Origin of the sequence: Mycolicibacterium neoaurum ATCC 25795 (assembly GCF_000691525.1) — a bacterium.
Classification (GTDB): Bacteria; Actinomycetota; Actinomycetes; order Mycobacteriales; family Mycobacteriaceae; genus Mycobacterium; species Mycobacterium neoaurum.
This window is the reverse complement of record NZ_JMDW01000012.1, coordinates 283,630-300,449: the sequence shown is the minus strand read 5'-3', so window position 1 is coordinate 300,449 and position 16,820 is coordinate 283,630. Positions and strand designations below refer to the sequence as shown.

At 67.3% G+C, this 16,820-nt stretch carries 17 protein-coding genes; 8 read left to right on the top strand and 9 right to left on the bottom strand.

Features of this window, described 5'->3' with window-relative positions; translation table 11 throughout:
• Positions 1-18: 18 nt before the first annotated feature.
• From IC40_RS0119065 to IC40_RS26935, 6 genes are all read left to right on the top strand, one after another.
• Positions 19-1,215: a hypothetical protein gene (locus IC40_RS0119065; protein ID WP_030136287.1), complete on the top strand. Its 1,197-nt coding sequence runs from the start codon at positions 19-21 to the stop codon at positions 1,213-1,215.
• 34 nt (positions 1,216-1,249) lie between these two features.
• Positions 1,250-2,707 carry a glycine hydroxymethyltransferase gene (locus tag IC40_RS0119060; protein ID WP_030136286.1) on the top strand — a complete coding sequence of 486 codons (1,458 nt, stop codon included), beginning with the start codon at positions 1,250-1,252 and terminating at the stop codon, positions 2,705-2,707.
• 78 nt (positions 2,708-2,785) lie between these two features.
• Entirely contained in the window at positions 2,786-3,616 is an 831-nt protein-coding gene (locus tag IC40_RS0119055; protein WP_030136285.1) for an acyl-ACP desaturase, read from the top strand.
• Between the two features lie 202 nt (positions 3,617-3,818).
• Positions 3,819-5,132: an RNA 5'-3' helicase PhoH2 gene (locus IC40_RS0119050; RefSeq protein ID WP_030136284.1), complete on the top strand. Its 1,314-nt coding sequence runs from the start codon at positions 3,819-3,821 to the stop codon at positions 5,130-5,132.
• A complete protein-coding gene (locus IC40_RS0119045) occupies positions 5,129-5,839 on the top strand; it encodes a polysaccharide deacetylase family protein (protein WP_030136283.1) in 711 nt (236 codons plus the stop codon). Before IC40_RS0119050 ends, IC40_RS0119045 begins: the two co-directional genes overlap by 4 nt.
• A 35-nt stretch (positions 5,840-5,874) precedes the next feature.
• Positions 5,875-6,336: a PRC-barrel domain-containing protein gene (locus tag IC40_RS26935; RefSeq protein WP_030136282.1), complete on the top strand. Its 462-nt coding sequence runs from the start codon at positions 5,875-5,877 to the stop codon at positions 6,334-6,336.
• 73 nt (positions 6,337-6,409) lie between these two features.
• Here IC40_RS26935 and IC40_RS0119035 read toward each other — a convergent pair whose 3' ends face one another.
• Entirely contained in the window at positions 6,410-7,825 is a 1,416-nt protein-coding gene (locus IC40_RS0119035; protein WP_030136281.1) for a class II fumarate hydratase, read from the bottom strand.
• 31 nt (positions 7,826-7,856) lie between these two features.
• Positions 7,857-8,885: a class II fructose-bisphosphatase gene (gene glpX, locus IC40_RS0119030; RefSeq protein WP_036461797.1), complete on the bottom strand. Its 1,029-nt coding sequence runs from the start codon at positions 8,883-8,885 to the stop codon at positions 7,857-7,859.
• 56 nt (positions 8,886-8,941) lie between these two features.
• Here glpX and IC40_RS0119025 point away from each other — a divergent pair, with 56 nt between their 5' ends.
• The gene (locus IC40_RS0119025) at positions 8,942-9,601 is read left to right on the top strand and encodes a DUF4245 domain-containing protein (protein ID WP_090559203.1); all 660 of its coding nucleotides are present in this window, start codon (positions 8,942-8,944) and stop codon (positions 9,599-9,601) included.
• Between the two features lie 33 nt (positions 9,602-9,634).
• On the opposite strand, the gene IC40_RS0119020 is transcribed toward IC40_RS0119025, so the two are convergent.
• The 3 genes from IC40_RS0119020 to IC40_RS0119010 all read right to left on the bottom strand — a co-directional run bounded on the left by IC40_RS0119020 (position 9,635) and on the right by IC40_RS0119010 (position 12,755).
• Positions 9,635-10,831, bottom strand: coding sequence for an AI-2E family transporter (locus IC40_RS0119020; protein ID WP_030136278.1), 1,197 nt, complete (start codon positions 10,829-10,831; stop codon positions 9,635-9,637).
• A 21-nt stretch (positions 10,832-10,852) separates the two neighbouring features.
• The gene (locus IC40_RS0119015) at positions 10,853-11,611 is read right to left on the bottom strand and encodes an SDR family NAD(P)-dependent oxidoreductase (protein WP_030136277.1); all 759 of its coding nucleotides are present in this window, start codon (positions 11,609-11,611) and stop codon (positions 10,853-10,855) included.
• A 73-nt stretch (positions 11,612-11,684) separates the two neighbouring features.
• Entirely contained in the window at positions 11,685-12,755 is a 1,071-nt protein-coding gene (locus tag IC40_RS0119010) for an NAD-dependent epimerase/dehydratase family protein (protein WP_030136276.1), read from the bottom strand.
• 198 nt (positions 12,756-12,953) lie between these two features.
• Here IC40_RS0119010 and IC40_RS0119005 point away from each other — a divergent pair, with 198 nt between their 5' ends.
• On the top strand, positions 12,954-13,415 hold the full coding sequence (locus tag IC40_RS0119005; protein ID WP_051644384.1) for a DUF5994 family protein: 462 nt from the start codon (positions 12,954-12,956) through the stop codon (positions 13,413-13,415).
• Positions 13,416-13,566: 151 nt separating this feature from the next.
• Here the strand turns inward: IC40_RS0119005 and IC40_RS0119000 are convergent, their stop codons facing one another.
• From IC40_RS0119000 to IC40_RS0118985, 4 genes are all read right to left on the bottom strand, one after another.
• Positions 13,567-14,667, bottom strand: coding sequence for a 3-beta-hydroxysteroid dehydrogenase (locus tag IC40_RS0119000; protein WP_030136274.1), 1,101 nt, complete (start codon positions 14,665-14,667; stop codon positions 13,567-13,569).
• A 73-nt stretch (positions 14,668-14,740) separates the two neighbouring features.
• A complete protein-coding gene (locus tag IC40_RS0118995; RefSeq protein WP_030136273.1) occupies positions 14,741-14,953 on the bottom strand; it encodes an exodeoxyribonuclease VII small subunit in 213 nt (70 codons plus the stop codon).
• On the bottom strand, positions 14,940-16,178 hold the full coding sequence (xseA, locus tag IC40_RS0118990; RefSeq protein WP_030136272.1) for an exodeoxyribonuclease VII large subunit: 1,239 nt from the start codon (positions 16,176-16,178) through the stop codon (positions 14,940-14,942). Before xseA ends, IC40_RS0118995 begins: the two co-directional genes overlap by 14 nt.
• Positions 16,175-16,771 (bottom strand): lipid droplet-associated protein, encoded by a 597-nt coding sequence (locus IC40_RS0118985; protein ID WP_030136271.1) that lies wholly within the window; start codon positions 16,769-16,771, stop codon positions 16,175-16,177. The genes xseA and IC40_RS0118985 overlap by 4 nt, the downstream gene beginning before the upstream one ends.
• Between the last annotated feature and the right edge of the window lie 49 nt (positions 16,772-16,820).

The following is a 16,820-nucleotide window of genomic DNA, read 5'->3' as shown; positions in this document are numbered from 1 at the left end:
GCATCTACCGTTGAGGCCATGAACGCCAGCACCCTCATCGATGAATATCTGTTGCTCGGGCTGCGCTTCGACCGGGTCGAAGAGGGTTACGTCGACTCGTTCACCGGCGACCCCGCGTTGCGCCGGAAGGTCGCCGACGAGCCGGCGCCCGATCGCGCGGATCTGGCCAGGACCGCCCAGCGGCTGCTCGCCGAGGTGCCCGCCGCCGAAGGGCTCGACGCCCAGCGCCGCGCCTACCTGTCGGCCCACCTGAAGGCGTTGGCCTGCGCGGGCCGCAAGTTCGCCGGTGAGGATGTCGGGTTCGTCGAGGAGGTCCGCGAGTACTTCGACGTCGACATCGTCAAGGGCGACCAGGACCGCTACCGTGACGCGCACCGCCGCCTCGATGAGGCGCTCGGCGGCAGCGGGCCACTGGCGCAGCGGCTGCAGTCGCACCGGCAGGCCGAGGAGATCCCGCCGAACCGGCTTGAGGAATGCATCCACGCGTTCTCCTCGGCGCTGCGCGACACGGTGCGCGCCGTCTTCCCGCTGCCCGACACCGAGACCGTCACCTACGAGGTCGTCACCGACAAGCCGTGGTCGGGCTTCAACTACTACCTCGGCGACTACGCCTCGACCGTGGCGGTCAACGCCGACCTCAAACAGCAGATGTCCAACCTGCCGCGACTGGTGGCCCACGAGTCCTACCCCGGGCATCACACCGAGCACTGCCGCAAGGAAGCCGGCCTGGTGGCCGGGCTGAATCAGCAGGAACAGACCATCTTCCTGGTCAACACCCCGCAGTGCCTGATGGCCGAGGGGTTGGCCGACCTGGCTTTGTACGCGGCCATCGGACCGGACTGGGGCGGCTGGGCGACCGAGATCTACGCCGATCTGGGGTTGCGGTTCGACGGTGAGCGTTCGGCGGCGGTCTCCGAGGCCGCCGCGGCGCTGGCCGACGTCCGTCAGGACGCTGCGCTGATGCTGCACGACGAGCACCGCGATGTCGACGATGTGGTCGCCTACCTGAGTCAGTGGCTGTTGGTGTCCGACGAGCGGGCCCGGCAGATGCTGCGCTTTCTGTCCTCGCCGCTGTGGCGGGCCTATACCTCCACCTATGTGGAGGGCTACCGCCTGCTGCGCGCGTGGCTGGACGATCGACCCGCCGAGGTGTCGCTGACCGAGCGCTTCACCAGGCTGCTCGACGAGCCGCTGATCCCGTCCAGCCTGCGGTAACTGGGCCTGCAGCCAGGGCGATAAGCTGAGCCCCATGACTGCTGATTCGTCGATCGCCGCCCCCGGCACTGATTACGCCGCCACCGCCAGTGAGGCGTACCGCGCCGCGCTGAAGGTCATCGAGTCGGTCGAACCGCGGATCGCCGAGGCAACCCGTCAGGAGCTCGCCGACCAGCGTGATTCGCTCAAGCTGATCGCCAGTGAGAACTACGCCTCACCCGCGGTGCTGCTGACGATGGGGACCTGGTTCTCCGACAAGTATGCCGAGGGCACCATCGGCCACCGCTTCTACGCGGCGTGCCAGAACGTCGACACCGTCGAGGCGCTGGCCGCCGAGCATGCCCGCGAGCTGTTCGGCGCTCCCTATGCCTACGCCCAGCCGCACTCCGGTATCGACGCCAACCTGGTCGCGTTCTGGGCCATCCTGGCCACCCGGGTCGAGGCGCCGGGCCTCGCCGAACTGGGCGCCAAGCACGTCAACGACCTGTCCGAGGCGGACTGGGAGACGTTGCGCGCCAAGCTGGGCAACCAGCGGCTGCTGGGCATGTCGCTGGACACCGGCGGTCACCTCACGCACGGCTTCCGGCCCAACATCTCGGGCAAGATGTTCCACCAGCGCAGCTATGGCACCGACGCGCAGACCGGCCTGATCGACTACGACGCCGTCCGCGCCGCGGCCAAGGAGTTCAAGCCGCTGATCCTGGTGGCCGGCTACTCCGCCTACCCGCGCCGGGTGAACTTCGCCAAGATGCGCGAGATCGCCGACGAGGTCGGTGCCACCCTGATGGTGGACATGGCGCATTTCGCCGGTCTGGTCGCGGGCAAGGTGTTCACCGGTGACGAGGATCCGGTGCCGCACGCCCACGTCACCACCACCACCACGCACAAGTCGCTGCGCGGCCCGCGTGGCGGTCTGGTGCTGGCCACCGAGGAGTACGCACCGGCCGTCGACAAGGGCTGCCCGATGGTGCTCGGCGGACCGCTCTCGCATGTGATGGCCGCCAAGGCCGTGGCGCTGGCCGAGGCCCGCCAGCCCGCGTTCCGCGAGTATGCGCAGGCCGTTGCCGACAACGCGCAGTCGCTGGCCGAGGGGTTCACCTCCCGGGGCGCCCGGCTGGTCACCGGTGGTACCGACAACCACCTGGTCCTGCTCGATGTCACCTCCTTCGGGCTGACCGGCAGGCAGGCCGAGTCGGCGCTGCTGGACGCCGGTGTGGTGACCAACCGCAACGCCATCCCGGCTGACCCGAACGGGGCCTGGTACACCAGCGGTATCCGGTTCGGCACCCCGGCGCTGACCACCCGCGGTTTCGGTGCGGCCGAGTTCGACAAGGTCGCCGAGTTGGTCGTCGAGGTGTTGTCGAACACCCAGGCCGAGGGCACCTCCAAGGCGAAGTACGCCACCGCCGACGGCGTCGCCGCTCGCGTGCACGCCGCCTCCTCGGAGATGCTGGCGGCGAACCCGCTGTACCCGGGTCTGACGCTGTCGTAGTCGCGACCGCGAAGCCCGCGGCGTGACACGCGGCACGGAATTTCAGGGAACGTGTGTCGACGGGTTACAGTTACTTTCATGGCTGAGAAACCCGTTGCGAATGCGCTGACCCTCGAACTCGAGCCGGTCGTGGCGGAGAACCTGTCGCGACACCTCGCGACCGAGGAGCCCTGGTACGGGCACGATTACGTGCCGTTCGACCAGGGCGAGAACTTTGCCTTCCTCGGCGGCAAGGATTGGGACCCGTCGGATGTGACGCTGCCCAAGCCGGTCACCGACGCCTGCGAGATCCTGCTGATCACCAAGGACAACCTGGCCGGCTACCACCGCGAGCTCGTCGAGCACTTCATCCTCGAGGACAAATGGGGACGCTGGCTGGGCCGCTGGACCGCCGAGGAGCACCTGCATGCCGTCGCGCTGCGCAACTATCTGGTGGTCACCCGGGAGGTGGACCCCACCGCCAACGAGGACGTCCGCGTCGAGCACGTCATGAAGGGCTACCGCGCCGACCGTCTCACCCAGATCGAGACGCTGGTGTTCATGGCGTTCTTCGAGCGCTCGCACGCGGTGTTCACCCGCAATGCCGAGGCCCAGACTCCCGAACCGGTGCTGCGCGGGCTGCTCGGCCGGATCGCCGCCGACGAGGAGCGCCACACCGTGTTCTTCGCCAACCTGGTCGGCTATCTGCTGGACGGGGACAAGCGGGCCGAGACCATCGCCGCCATCGCGTCGCAAGCCGCCGCCCTCGACGTCGTCGGCGGGGATATCGACGCCTACGGTGACAAACGTGCCGTGGTCGCCGAGGCGGGCATCTTCGACGAGGCCGCCAAGCGTGCGGTGGTGGCCGAGCTGATCACCTCGTGGGGACTGGCCGAGGTGCCGGAGTTACGAGAGTTCACCGGCGCGTAACCTGTTGTGCCGGTTGAGTCGGCGCGCCTGGCAGGCAGACGCCGCGCCGCCGGAGTAGCGTCGAGGTCGATGGCTAGCGAATTGCTTTGCTGTCCGGGCGGTACCGAATCTCTTCACGAGAACAGGACCGGCCCCGGTCCTGGTACCGCGCGCGCCCGCCGAAACGCCTTCGCGGGGCTCGCGGAGGTTCTAGGAGCGCCTCGTGACCGATTCGCCGATCCGGACCTACGTGCTCGACACCTCCGTGCTGTTGTCCGATCCCTGGGCAATTACACGGTTCGCCGAACATGAGGTGGTCGTCCCTCTCGTGGTTATCAGCGAGTTGGAGGCCAAACGGCACCATCACGAACTCGGCTGGTTCGCCCGCCAGTCACTACGATTGCTCGACGATCTCCGGCTGGATCACGGTCGCCTGGACCAGCCCATTCCCATTGGCACAGAGGGCGGGACGCTCCAGGTCGAGCTGAACCACAGTGACCCGAACGTGCTGCCCTCGGGCTTCCGCAACGACAGCAACGATGCCCGCATCCTGACGGTGGCCGCCAACCTGGCCGCCGAGGGCAAGTTGGTGACGCTGGTCAGCAAGGACATCCCGCTGCGGGTGAAGGCGGGCGCGGTCGGTCTTACCGCCGACGAATACCACGCCCAGGACGTCGTGACCTCGGGATGGACCGGGATGGGTGAGCTCGACGTCTCGGCCGAGGAGATCGACACGCTGTTCGCCGACGGCGACCTGGATCTGGCCGCGGCGCGGGATCTGCCGTGTCACACCGGTATTCGCCTGCTCGCCGGGAGCTCGTCGGCGCTGGGTCGGGTCAACGCCGACAAGCGTGTGCAGCTGGTGCGAGGTGATCGCGAAGTGTTCGGCCTCCGGGGAAGGTCCGCCGAACAGCGCGTCGCACTCGATCTGCTGCTCGACGAGTCCGTCGGCATCGTGTCCCTCGGCGGCAAGGCCGGCACCGGAAAGTCCGCCCTGGCGTTGTGCGCCGGCCTGGAAGCCGTGCTGGAACGCCGCACCCAGCGCAAGGTCGTCGTCTTCCGGCCCCTCTACGCGGTCGGCGGGCAGGACCTGGGGTATCTGCCGGGCAGCGAGAGCGAGAAGATGGGGCCGTGGGCGCAAGCCGTCTTCGACACCCTGGAGGGGTTGGCCAGCCCGGCGGTGCTTGAGGAGGTGCTCTCCCGCGGGATGCTGGAGGTGTTGCCGCTCACCCATATTCGCGGGCGGTCGTTGCACGACTCGTTCGTCATCGTCGACGAGGCGCAATCGTTGGAACGCAATGTGCTGCTGACCGTGCTGTCGCGGTTGGGTTCGGGATCGCGGGTGGTGCTCACCCACGATGTCGCCCAGCGCGACAATCTGCGCGTCGGCCGGCACGACGGGGTTGCCGCCGTCATCGAGAAGCTCAAGGGCCACCCGTTGTTCGCGCACATCACGCTGACCCGCAGCGAGCGGTCGCCGATCGCGGCGCTGGTGACCGAGATGCTCGAGGAGATCAGCCCCAACGCGCTGCCATGAGAGTGATTTGTGGAGTCGCAGCCGTGCTGCTCGCGGCTGCGACTCCACAAATCGCAGAGGCACAGACCGTCGACTGTGCGGTGGTCAAGTGCGTCGCGCTGACCTTCGACGACGGGCCGGCAGCCCCGACCGACAGACTGCTCGACGTGCTGACCGCCAATGGTTCCGGCGCGACGTTCTTCCTGATCGGGGACAAGGTCGCCGCCGACCCGGCGGCCGCCGCGCGGATCGCCGCGGCGGGGATGGAGATCGGCAATCACACCTGGAGTCATCCCGATCTGACGACCATCCCGGCCGACCAGATCGCCGGACAGCTCGCCCGTGCCACCGATGCCATCGTCGCGGCGACCGGGCAGCACCCCACGCTGATGCGTCCGGGATTCGGCAAGATCGACGACCGGGTTCTTACCGAGGCGGGCAGACAGGGTCTGGCGGTCGTGAACTGGGATGTCGTCCCGTACGACTGGATTCACGACCGTGATATCGCGGCCAGTCGCGCCCTGTTGATGAGTCGGGTGCAGCCCGGGTCGGTGGTGCTACTGCACGACATCTTCGACTCGACGGTCGATCTGGTCGAGCAGTTCCTGCCGGTGCTGCGGGCGAACGGCTATCACGTGGTGACCGTGGGTGAGCTTCTCGGGCCGCGGGCACCGGGCACGCTGTACGGCGGCGTCGAGAACGGACCCGCGGTCAACGCGCTGCGCTGACGTTTACCGATTTCGCCGATCGGATATCCGAAGGCATGGCGACTTTGGTGGAGCAGTACGTCGGAGCGACCGTGTACGACGTCGCGGGGGAGAAGATCGGCAAGATCGACAAGCTGTTCGTCGACGACGAGACCAGAGAACCGAAATGGGCCCTGGTGCGCTCGGGGTTCCTCGGCATGTCACATGCGGTGGTGCCGCTGAAGGCCTCCCGCCGCGGTGAAGGCGCCGTCACCGTCACGGTGACCAAGGACGCGGTCAAGGACGCGCCGACGGTCCACACCGACGAAGGCATCACCATCGACGAAGCCGATCAGCTCAGCAGGCACTTCCGGCTCGACGAGGAACACCCGGAGGCACCCGAGCCGCCGCCACCGAGCACCCACTCCTCGGTGCTCGACATCGCCTCTGCCGCAGCGGGTATCGGCGGCACGGCGGTGAACACCGCGGCCTACACCGATACCACCGCCGACGAGACCGCCGACACCCCGCCGCGCTGATCGCGCCGACCAGACGCGTGTGCCCCCGAAAGCCGCAGCTTTCGGGGGCACACGTGCGTGCTCGCGGGGTGGGCTACTCGCCCGGCGCGACCTTGGCCATGGCCAGCACATCGAGGCGCTTATCCAGCTCGGCTTCGGAGAGCTTGTCGCCGATCAGACCGCGGTCGATCACGGTCTGGCGGATGGTCTTCTTCTCCTTCAGCGCTTCCTTGGCGACCTTGGCGGCCTCCTCGTAGCCGATGGCGGAGTTCAACGGCGTCACGATCGACGGTGAGGACTCGGCCAGCTGCAGCAGATGCGCGTCGTTGGCCACCAGGCCCTCGATGCACTTCTCGGCGAACAACTTCGACACGTTGGCCAGCAGGGTGAACGACTCCAGCACGTTGCGGGCCATCATCGGGATGTAGACGTTGAGCTCGAACGCACCCGACAGACCGCCCACCGTGACCGCGGCATCGTTGCCGATCACCTGCGCGGCGACCTGCGTGACGGCCTCGGGCAGAACGGGATTGACCTTGCCCGGCATGATCGAGCTACCCGGCTGCAGGTCGGGCAGCTGCAGCTCGCCGAGCCCGGTGAGCGGACCCGATCCCATCCAGCGGATGTCGTTGGCGATCTTGGTCAGCGAGGCGGCGATCGTCTTGAGCGCGCCGGACGCCTCGACAAGACCGTCGCGAGCGGCCTGAGCCTCGAAATGGTCGACGCACGGGCGCAATTCGGCGATACCGGTCTCGTTGACCAGGACCTCGACCACCTTCTCGCCGAACCCGTCCGGTGCATTGAGCCCGGTGCCGACGGCGGTGCCGCCGATCGCGAGCTCACCGAGGCGGGGCAGCGTCGCCTTGACCCGTTCGATGCCGGCCTCGACCTGCCGGGCGTAGCCGCCGAACTCCTGGCCGAGGGTCACCGGGACCGCGTCCATCAGGTGGGTGCGACCCGACTTGACGGTGGTCCGCCACTGCTTGGCCTTCGCCGCGAGCGAGGCGTGCAGCAACTCGAGGGCCGGGATGAGGTGGCGCACAGCGGCTTCCGTCGCGGCGATATGCGTCGCGGTGGGGAAGGTGTCGTTCGAGCTCTGCGACATGTTGACGTCATCGTTGGGATGCACGGTTACGCCGTTGGCGGCCGCGATCGAGGCGATGACCTCGTTGGCGTTCATGTTGGAGCTGGTGCCCGAACCGGTCTGGAAAACGTCGATCGGGAACTGGTCGTCGTGGCGGCCGTCGGCGATCTCGGCGGCCGCGGCGATGATGGCATCGGCCTTGTCCGCGGCCAGTAGGCCCAGGTCCTTGTTCACCTGCGCGCAGGCGCCCTTGAGCAGACCGAGGGCGCGGATCTGGGTGCGCTCCAGCGGCCGGAAGGAGATCGGGAAGTTCTCCACGGCCCGCTGGGTCTGGGCGCGCCACAGCGCGTTCTTGGGCACCCTGACCTCGCCCATGGTGTCGTGCTCGATGCGGTACTCGGTGTTGTCGACAGCGCTGTCGGGCATTGTGCTCCCTGTTTCGTTGAGGTGTGATCGATTACGGAAGTGGATATGCGGCCGAGCTGTCGCCGGTGAAGTTGACCGCGGAGTACTCGTTGAGCTTGGAGAGCCGGTGGTAGGCGTCGATCATCCGGACGGTGCCGGACTTGGACCGCATCACGATGGACTGGGTGGTGCAGCCGCCGCCGAAGTAGCGGACACCCTTGAGCAGATCGCCGTCGGTCACACCGGTGGCGCAGAAGAAGACGTTCTCGCCGGCCACCAGGTCCTTGGTGGTCAGCACGCGGTCAAGGTCGTGGCCGCGGTCGAGCGCCCGCTGGCGCTCTTCGTCGTCGGTGGGGGCCAACGTCGCCTGGATCTCCCCGCCCATGCAGCGGATGGCGGCGGCGGCGATGATGCCCTCGGGGGTGCCGCCGATGCCGACCAGCAGGTCGGTGCCGGAGTCGGGGCGGCAGGCCGCGATGGCGCCGGCGACGTCACCGTCGGAGATCAACCGGATGCGGGCACCGGCCGAGCGCACCTCCTCGATCAGCTTGGCGTGCCGGGGGCGGTCCAGGATGCAGACCGCGACATCGGAGACCGAGGCCTTGCGGACCTTGGCGATGCGCTGGATGTTGGCCGCGATCGGGGAGGTGATGTCGATGAAATCGGCGACATCCGGGCCGCCGGCGATCTTGTTCATGTAGAACACCGCCGACGGGTCGAACATGGCGCCCCGCTCGGCGACCGCGAGCACCGAGATGGCGTTCGGCATGCCCTTGCTCATCAGGGTGGTGCCGTCGACGGGATCGACGGCGAAATCGCAATCCGGACCGTCGCCGTTGCCGACCTCTTCACCGTTGTAGAGCATCGGGGCGTTGTCCTTCTCGCCCTCACCGATGACCACGACGCCCTTCATCGAGACCGAGTTGACGAGCTCGCGCATGGCGTCGACGGCAGCACCGTCCCCGCCTTCCTTGTCACCGCGTCCGACCCAGCGGCCGGCGGCCATGGCACCGGCCTCGGTGACACGGACGAGTTCGAGGGCAAGGTTGCGGTCCGGCGCTTCCCGGCGCGTAGGCGTCATAGCTGCAGATTGTCCCATTAGCGGGGTCGGCTGAGGGAACTGGGATACTGGCTGTCATGAGCACCCCGGAACCTGGCCAGGACGGCGGCCGCGACGAGACCGTGGTCGTGCCCGTCGCGCGACCGGCCAAGGACCGGCTGTTACACGACGGACGCGATATGTTCTGGTCGATGGCCCCCCTCGTGGTGGCCTGTGTGGTGCTCGCCGGGCTGCTCGGCATGTGCTCGTTCCAGCCCAGCGGTCCAGGTCAGGGAGCCGTGCCCAGCTTCGACGTGCCGGCGGCCCTGAAGTCCGATGCCCAGACGCTGAAGCTGGCGGTGCGGCTGCCCGCGCTGCCCGAGGGCTGGCAGGCCAACTCCGGCGGACGCGGTGGCATCGACGGCGGGCGCACCGATCCGGCGACCGGCCAGTCGGTGCGCGCGGTGACATCGCGGGTGGGCTACCTGGCGCCCGACGGGATGTACGTCAGCCTGACCCAGAGCAATGCCGACGAGGCCCGGCTGGTCGGCTCGATCGACGTTGAGGCGGTGCCGACCGGGGCCCAGGATGTCGACGGGGTGACCTGGGTGGTCTACGAGCCCGGTGAGGGGGAGCCGATCTGGACCACCCGGTTGTCGGGTCCGGCCCAGATCGCCATCACCGGCGCGGGATCGCCCGAGGACTTCCGCACGCTGGCCAAGGCCGTGCAGACCCAGCAGCCACTGCCGACGAGCTGATCCGCGCGCCGACGGTGCGGACAGATCGAGTTCTCAACCGTTTTCGCGATCTGATGGCACCGTCGGCGGTGGTGTCGGGGTCACTCGGCGGGCTCGCGCCTTGGCGATGAGTTGCCGTAATCGGCTGGGTTTGTCGGGTTCGTCATCGTCTTCGGTCCCCAGGTCCATCGGTACGCCCTGATAGACCCACAGGTAGACGCTGATGGTGGTGACGATGACGATCATCACCACCGGCCCGATCACGATGCCCAGGAACCCGAACATCGTGATACCGGCGAAGACCGACAGCAGCATCAGCGCCGGATCCAGCTTGGCCTCCCTGGGCACCAGGATCGGGCGCAGCACATTGTCGATATTGGTCACCACGAGGATGTGGAACGCGATGACGAAGATGCCGCCGATCACGTTGCCGAACAGGACGAGCCCGATACCGAACGGGATCGTCACGATGCCGCTGCCCAGCGGGATCACCGACAGCGCCGACAGCAGGATCGCGAAGATGAAGAAGCCGTCGTGGAAGCCGGCGATATAGATCGAGATGGCGCCCGCGACGCCTTGCACCACCGCGATGACGAACTGCCCGCGGACCGTGCCGCGGACCATGGCCGCCATCTTGGCCAGGTACAGATCGGTGGCCTCCTCGCCGAGGGGGTTGAGGCGGCGGACCAGCAAGCGCAGTTCGTCGCCGTTGACCAGGAGCGAGATGAACACGTAGAGGAAGATGATCGCCGCGGTCAGGCCGCCGAACAGACCGCCGAGGGCGCCCTGCAGGAAATCCAGACCCCATTCGCCTGCTCGTTGGGCGAAGGTGACGACCCAGTGCTGCACCTGATCGGTGGTGATCTCGGTGCTCTTCATGAACGGCACCTTGTCGAGCAGCGTGTTGACCGCTTTGAGGGTCTTGTCGCCGAGTCCACTGAGGTCGGTGCGGCCCACCCAATCGGCGACGCTGCGGATCATGTTGCTGATCTGCATCACGCCGAATGCCACCGCGCCGCAGATCGGGATGATCACAACTGCCAGCGCGGTCAGCAACGTCAGGGTCGCCGACATGCCGGAACTGAACCGGCCGGTCAGGCGGTCATAGAGCGGGTTGAACAGATAGGCCACCACGGCGGCGACGACGATCAGGATGAAGAAGCCGCGCAGGAAATACGCGCCGAACACCAGGGCGATGACGGTGGCGACAGCCAGCGCCCGTTTCTGGCTGAGAGTGAACTCAGTTTTCACGGCTCTATTTGACCGGTTATTTCACTGCTGCGCGAGCTTCGCGATGTGACCGAGCAGATCCGGGTAGCGCTTCATGTGCGCACCGCCATTGAGGTCGAGCACCTCACCGGTCAGCCACGGGGACTTGGTGAGGAAGACGACCGCCTGCGCGATGTCCGCAGGCGTACCCGCCCGCCCCAGCGGCGTGTTCTCCACGTACTCCTCGACGACACCGGGAATCAGTGCGGCCCCCTCGGTCAGCGGGGTGTGCACGAATCCGGGCGCGATCGCGTTGACCCGGATACCGCGCGGTGCGAACTCCAGCGCGGCGACCTGGGTGAGCATCGACAACCCGGCCTTGGCCGCGCAGTAGGCGCTCATCCCGGCGGCGGGCTGGCGACCGTTGAGTGAGGACATCGAAATCAGCGAGCCGCCTTCGGTGAGGTGCTTGCCCGCGTACTTCGCGACGATGAACGCGCCGTTGAGGCAGACGTCGATGACATCGCGGAAGTCCTGCACCGCCAGGTCGACGATGAGGCCGATGGTGGAGAACCCGGCGCAGCTGACGACCACCTGCACGGGGCCGACGCTGTCGAAAAGCGTTGCCACCGAGGTCTCGTCGACGACGTCGACCTCTGCGGCCAGGTGTGGGTCGCCGAGTTCTGCGGCCCGGGCCGCGGCGCCCTCGCCGTTGCGGTCGGCGATGACGACGCGGTAGCCCTCGGTCGCCAGCGCCTGCGCGGACGCCCAGCCGATACCGGAGGCGCCGCCGACGACGATCGCTGTTCTGTCTTTGCTCATGCCTCGTCTTCCGTTCGCTCCGGTCCTCGCTCGTTCCTCGCTGCGATCCTCGCTCGCGGTCGACTTCGGGTGCTCATGCCTGCGCTCCGTCCGGTCGGGGATCGCCCCACTTCTCGGTGATGGCCGCCCACGGGTCGGCGTACCTGTGTCCGCTGCCGTGATAGGGGCTCATCCTGGTCAAGATCTGCTTGGCCAGCGGTGCCACCAGCCGCAGCAGCGGTCGTTTGATACCGGCGTTCTCCGCAGTCTCGATGAGCATGTCCGGCCACGAATGCTGTTGGAAGTTCAGCACCTGTTGGGCTCGGGTTGTGTCCATCCAGTCGGTGTTGAACCAGGCGTCATCGTCACCGGGGTCACCTTTGAGTCCGGTCGGCAGCCCGCCGACCAGACCGAGGGCCGCCGCCATCGCCGGCGCCACGTCCCCCTGGACGAGCCGATGGGTGGCGTCGTCACCGCCGATCAGCAGCGTTTCACCGATGGCATCGGCTGTGGTGGCGGCCGCGAAGGCCCGCGCCACGTCGCGCACGTCGACGGTCTGGATCCGGCCGTCGATGGGCAGCATCGCCTCGAAGGCGAAGTTGTCGAGCTTCATGTAGGACCCCGGGTCGGCCGTCAGCACGCCGCCCAGACGCAGGATCACCCAGTCCAGGTTCGAGGTGCGCACGATCTTCTCGGCTTTGACCTTGTGGTCGCCGTAGATATCGGCAGGGTTGACCGGCGTGTCCGCGGTGAGCACCCCGTCCACGGTGTGCGGGTTGCGTGAGCCGTACACCGCGATGCTGGAGGCGAGAACGAATCGTGCTGGCTGCGAGAGCTTTTCGGCCGATCGCACCAGGCTGGCGGTGGCCTCGACGTTCACCTTCTCGGCAAGCCCGCGCCGCTGGTAGATGAACGGTGGGATGACGGCGGCCAGGTGGATGATCGCCGTCGGTTCGGTCTGTGTCACCAAGGCCCCGACGGCGGCGGGGTCGGTCAGGTCGGCCCAGCGCACCGTCACCCCGGCGGGAAGGGACTCGGCGGCCTTGCGATTGGGCGGGTTGTCCAGATCGGTGGCCACGACGCGGCGTCCGTCGGCGGCCAGTCGGCGCACGGTAGCGGAACCGACCAACCCGAAGGCCCCGGTCACCAGCACGGTATCGGTCATCGCAACCCCATCAGCCGCTGGATAGAACGCCTGTCACAGTAGCGAACAAGCTCGCAGTTGGTTAGGCAGTCTTTGGAACTGTCCTGCGTTCCGGCGATGCATCGGATCATTGCGGGCGGCGCGGGCTACGCTGGTTGCAGTCGTGGGTTTCTCGCGTGCCCGATTCATCGGTTGCCGTCTGCGATTGCTCTGATAGTGATGGGAGCATCGCCGGTGGTCGATGTCCAATGTCAGCCCGATACCCGGCTCGCGATCTGCGGGCGCACCGATGTACAGGGCAGCGTCGACGGCGCGTGGTGGCCGCCGAATTATGACCTGCGGACCGAACTGCCGGACCTGGTATCGGTGATGGGCCGCTGGTTGGGCCCCGTGCGCCGAGTTCTGTACGACGCCAGTGTTTTTCCTTCGGCGCCCGCGCGCGTCATCCGTGGTGGCGCGGCGATCTCTGTGGATCGATATGCCATGGTCTCACCGGACACGCTGTACCTGGTCGGCTCCCACTCCCGCACGGCATTGTTGTGGGTGGTGCCGCCGCAGACGCCGGCCGCCGATGCACGTACGCTGCTCGCCACCGTTGCCGAGGCGGCGATGCCCATGACTGTCCGGCGGTTGCGCGCGATTGTCGGCGGAGATCCCCTGAACTGCGAAGAGATGGGGTGAGTTTGGCTTCCCAGCGCGGCGTCACGTATCCTTGGAGGCAAGCTTCCCCGGTTCTGTAGACTCCGTGCGGGAAGCCAGAGGCCGGGGCGCTACAGCGCCACCGGCCTTGTCCATATCTGAGGCCTGTGGGGTGTGAACCGGCCGACGACGATCAGCTCTTCGGTGCCGCGGCCACAGCAGGCTGGGCGCCCTGAGCCACCATCGTGTCGAACAGCTCGGTGTAGTAGGGCAGGCATTCGGCCATCGCCTGTTCGGTGGTGAACAACGGCTCGTAGCCGAGGTCGCGCCGCGCCTTGGCGATCGAGAAGTAGTTGTTCAGGTAAAGCCGTTCCACGGCAAGGGGTTCCACCAGTGGCTCGCGGATGCCGTACTTGAAGTGCAACCACTGCCAGCCCATCATCGCCTTGTGTACAAGCCGTCCGGAGACGCGGATGTTGGGAAGCTTGCGACCGCACGCGACCACGACCGGTCGGGCGAACTCGAACATGTTCAGTGGTTCGCCGTCGTTGATGAAATAGGCCTGCCCGGGTGCGGTGCCGCCCGGCACCAGATGTTCGGCGGCCAGGATGAAACCGTGAATGAGGTTGTGTACGTAGGAGTTGTCGAGCTTGATGTTCTTGCTGCCGACGAGCACCTTCACGTGACCGGCCAGCACGTTCTCGAACACTTTGCGGAACATGGTCTGATCGCCGCGACCCCAGATACCGCTGGGCCGGATCGAGCAGGTCAACATGCCCTGCTCACCGTTCTGGCCCAGCACGAACTTTTCGGCGACCACCTTGGTCTCGGTGTACAGATCGTTGAATCGCGTTGTGTAGGGCAGGGTTTCGTCACCGTTGACGATGTCCTGACCACCCATCACGACGCTGTTGGAGGCGGTGTAGACGAATCGTTGGACGCCGGCCTGCTGACCGGCGTGCACCAGGTTCTTGGTGCCCTCGACGTTCACCGAGAAGCTGCGCTGCCGGTACTGCTCGGTGACGGTGGCCCCGCCCATGAGGTCGATGATGGCCGCAGTGTGGAAGATCGTGTCGATGCCCGCGACGGCGGTCGCGACGTCCTCGCCGTTGGTGATATCTCCCACCACGGTCGTCAGCTTGGGATGCGCAGGCAGCGGCGACGGCACCCGATCGAAGGACCGGACCTCGTGCCCCCGCTCGAGCAGCGTCGTCACCAGGTTGGCGCCGACGAAGCCGGAGCCGCCCGTCACCAGCACTCGGCCCAGGTCAGTACGCAAAGTTGGGTCACCCATGTGGCGAGGATAACTGAAACGTGTTCCAGTTTTGAAGTCCTGGCCGATAAGTCCGACTAATTCGGCTGCGTCGTCACTCTTCTTCGGGGGTACCCGAGGCCAGCGTGTCGGCGACCTTCTGGCGGGCCCCGGCCAGGTGTTCCTCACAGCGTTTGGCCAGTTCCTCACCTCTTTCCCAGAGCTTGAGGGACGCGTCGAGGTCCAGCCCGCCGTGTTCGAGCTGGCGTACCACCTCGATCAGCTCGTCCCGCGCCTCTTCGTACCCCAACTTACTAATGGGCTTCATCTGCTCCCTCGCTCACTGCGGTGACGGCGCCGTCGGCAACCCGCACCCGAAGTCGTGTACCGGCCGACGCGTCCGCCGTCGACCGCAAGACCTGCCCGCTGGAACTGCCGTCCAGCACCTGCACCACCGCGTATCCGCGGGCCAGCGTCGCCGCCGGTCCGAGTGTGCTCAACCGCGCGGACAGGTGCTCGAGTCGATCGGTCTGCACGGCGATCATCCGGTTGATGTCTCGGCGTGCGGTGGTCCGCGCGCGCTCGATCTCCTCGGCGCGGGCGTCGAGGGCCCGCAGCGGATGCGCCAGCACCGGGCGCGATCGCAGTCCCTCGATGATGTGCGCCTCGCGCCGCACCCAATTGCGCAACGCCTGGGCGCTGCGCCGGCGCATCTCGGTCACCCCGGCCTGCTCGGCGGCGGCGTCGGGCACCACACGCTTGGCGGCATCGGTGGGGGTGGCCGCCCGCAGATCGGCCACCAGATCGCAGACCGGATTGTCCGGCTCGTGGCCCACCGCGCTGATCACCGGTGTGGTGGCCGCGGCGATGGCGCGGCACAGCGTCTCGTCGGAGAACGGCAACAGGTCCTCCACGCTGCCGCCGCCGCGGGCCAGGATGATCACGTCGACATGCGGATCGGCGTCCAGCTCGGATAAAGCGGCCACCACCTGCGGCACACAGTTAGGGCCCTGCACGGCGGTGTTGCGGACCTCGAAGCGCACCGCGGGCCACCGTGCCGACGCAATGGCCATCACATCATGTTCGGCCGCCGACGCCCGGCCGGTGATCAGCCCGATGGTGTTGGGCAGGAACGGGATCGGGCGTTTGAGTCGCGGGTCGAAGAGCCCCTCGGCGTCCAACAACCGGCGCAGCCGCTCGATACGCGCCAGCAGTTCACCGATGCCGACGGCACGGATATCGGTCACCCGCAGCGAGAACGTCCCGCGGCCGGTGTAGAACTGCGGCTTGCCATAGACGATGACCTGGACACCCTCGGCCAGCTTCACCGGCGCGTTGGCCACCAGGTCTCGCGGACAGGTGAGGGACAGCGACATGTCCGCGGCCGGGTCGCGCAGCACCAGCCACGCGGTGTTCGAACCCGGGCGCATGGTCAGCTGCGCGATCTGACCCTCCACCCACACGGTGCCCAACCGGTCGATCCATTTGGCGACCCGTGTCGCGACCGCGCGGACCGGCCACGGGTTCTCCGGGGACTGGCCGGGTTCGCTCACTTCGCCGACGCGCGGGTGATCCTGTTGGCGATCAGCGTCTGGAAAGGGGCGCGGGCCTTGTTGGCCTCCTCGAAGGCCAGCAGTGCCTCCAGATCGGTCAGCTTCAGCGAGGTCAACCGCGCGCGCAGCTGTGCCAGCGTCAGTGTCTCGTAGCCGATCTTGTCCACGATCGCCGGAACCTCGCCGTTGCTCGTCGGTGCGGTGGCCGCTGCCGGCACCTCCGAATTGGCCTCCGAATGAGCCTCACCCTCACTGAACAGTGCGAACCGGCCCTCGGTGAGACGTGTCACCGACGCGAGGTCCTCGCCGCCGTCCGCATCGGAGGTGTCGGCGAAGCGATCGCGCGGTTCGTCCTCGTCGAACGTCGCCCACTCCGGCTGTTCGTCCTTGGGTGGGAACAGTTCCTCGAGTGCCTCGTCACCGCGATTGACCAGGTCGGCGACGTCCTGCTGCACCTTCATCACCAGATGCGCCAGCTGGCTGGCCACCGTCATCGGATAGGTGAGGATGGTCTGGGGGAGTTTGCGGGTCTCGTCCAGGGCGGTCACCGCCGCACCCACCAGCAATCGAACTCCGTATGGTGCTGTTGCCATGGGGTCAGCCTACGGCTGGCCCGTGACGGGTGCGGGTAAGTACCCTGGA

What these genes read in the sequence shown, in the direction of transcription:
- IC40_RS0119045 (WP_030136283.1), top strand. Translation starts at nt 5,129, where the DNA reads ATGAGAGTGATTTGTGGAGTCGCAGCCGTGCTGCTCGCGGCTGCGACT.
- IC40_RS0119060 (WP_030136286.1), top strand. Translation starts at nt 1,250, where the DNA reads ATGACTGCTGATTCGTCGATCGCCGCCCCCGGCACTGATTACGCCGCC.
- IC40_RS0119065 (WP_030136287.1), top strand. Translation starts at nt 19, where the DNA reads ATGAACGCCAGCACCCTCATCGATGAATATCTGTTGCTCGGGCTGCGC.
- IC40_RS0119000 (WP_030136274.1), bottom strand. Translation starts at nt 14,667, where the DNA reads ATGGGTGACCCAACTTTGCGTACTGACCTGGGCCGAGTGCTGGTGACG.
- IC40_RS0119010 (WP_030136276.1), bottom strand. Translation starts at nt 12,755, where the DNA reads ATGACCGATACCGTGCTGGTGACCGGGGCCTTCGGGTTGGTCGGTTCC.
- IC40_RS0119025 (WP_090559203.1), top strand. Translation starts at nt 8,942, where the DNA reads ATGAGCACCCCGGAACCTGGCCAGGACGGCGGCCGCGACGAGACCGTG.
- IC40_RS0119015 (WP_030136277.1), bottom strand. Translation starts at nt 11,611, where the DNA reads ATGAGCAAAGACAGAACAGCGATCGTCGTCGGCGGCGCCTCCGGTATC.
- IC40_RS0119035 (WP_030136281.1), bottom strand. Translation starts at nt 7,825, where the DNA reads ATGCCCGACAGCGCTGTCGACAACACCGAGTACCGCATCGAGCACGAC.
- IC40_RS0119055 (WP_030136285.1), top strand. Translation starts at nt 2,786, where the DNA reads ATGGCTGAGAAACCCGTTGCGAATGCGCTGACCCTCGAACTCGAGCCG.
- IC40_RS0118995 (WP_030136273.1), bottom strand. Translation starts at nt 14,953, where the DNA reads ATGAAGCCCATTAGTAAGTTGGGGTACGAAGAGGCGCGGGACGAGCTG.
- glpX (WP_036461797.1), bottom strand. Translation starts at nt 8,885, where the DNA reads ATGACGCCTACGCGCCGGGAAGCGCCGGACCGCAACCTTGCCCTCGAA.
- IC40_RS0119005 (WP_051644384.1), top strand. Translation starts at nt 12,954, where the DNA reads ATGGGAGCATCGCCGGTGGTCGATGTCCAATGTCAGCCCGATACCCGG.
- IC40_RS26935 (WP_030136282.1), top strand. Translation starts at nt 5,875, where the DNA reads ATGGCGACTTTGGTGGAGCAGTACGTCGGAGCGACCGTGTACGACGTC.
- IC40_RS0118985 (WP_030136271.1), bottom strand. Translation starts at nt 16,771, where the DNA reads ATGGCAACAGCACCATACGGAGTTCGATTGCTGGTGGGTGCGGCGGTG.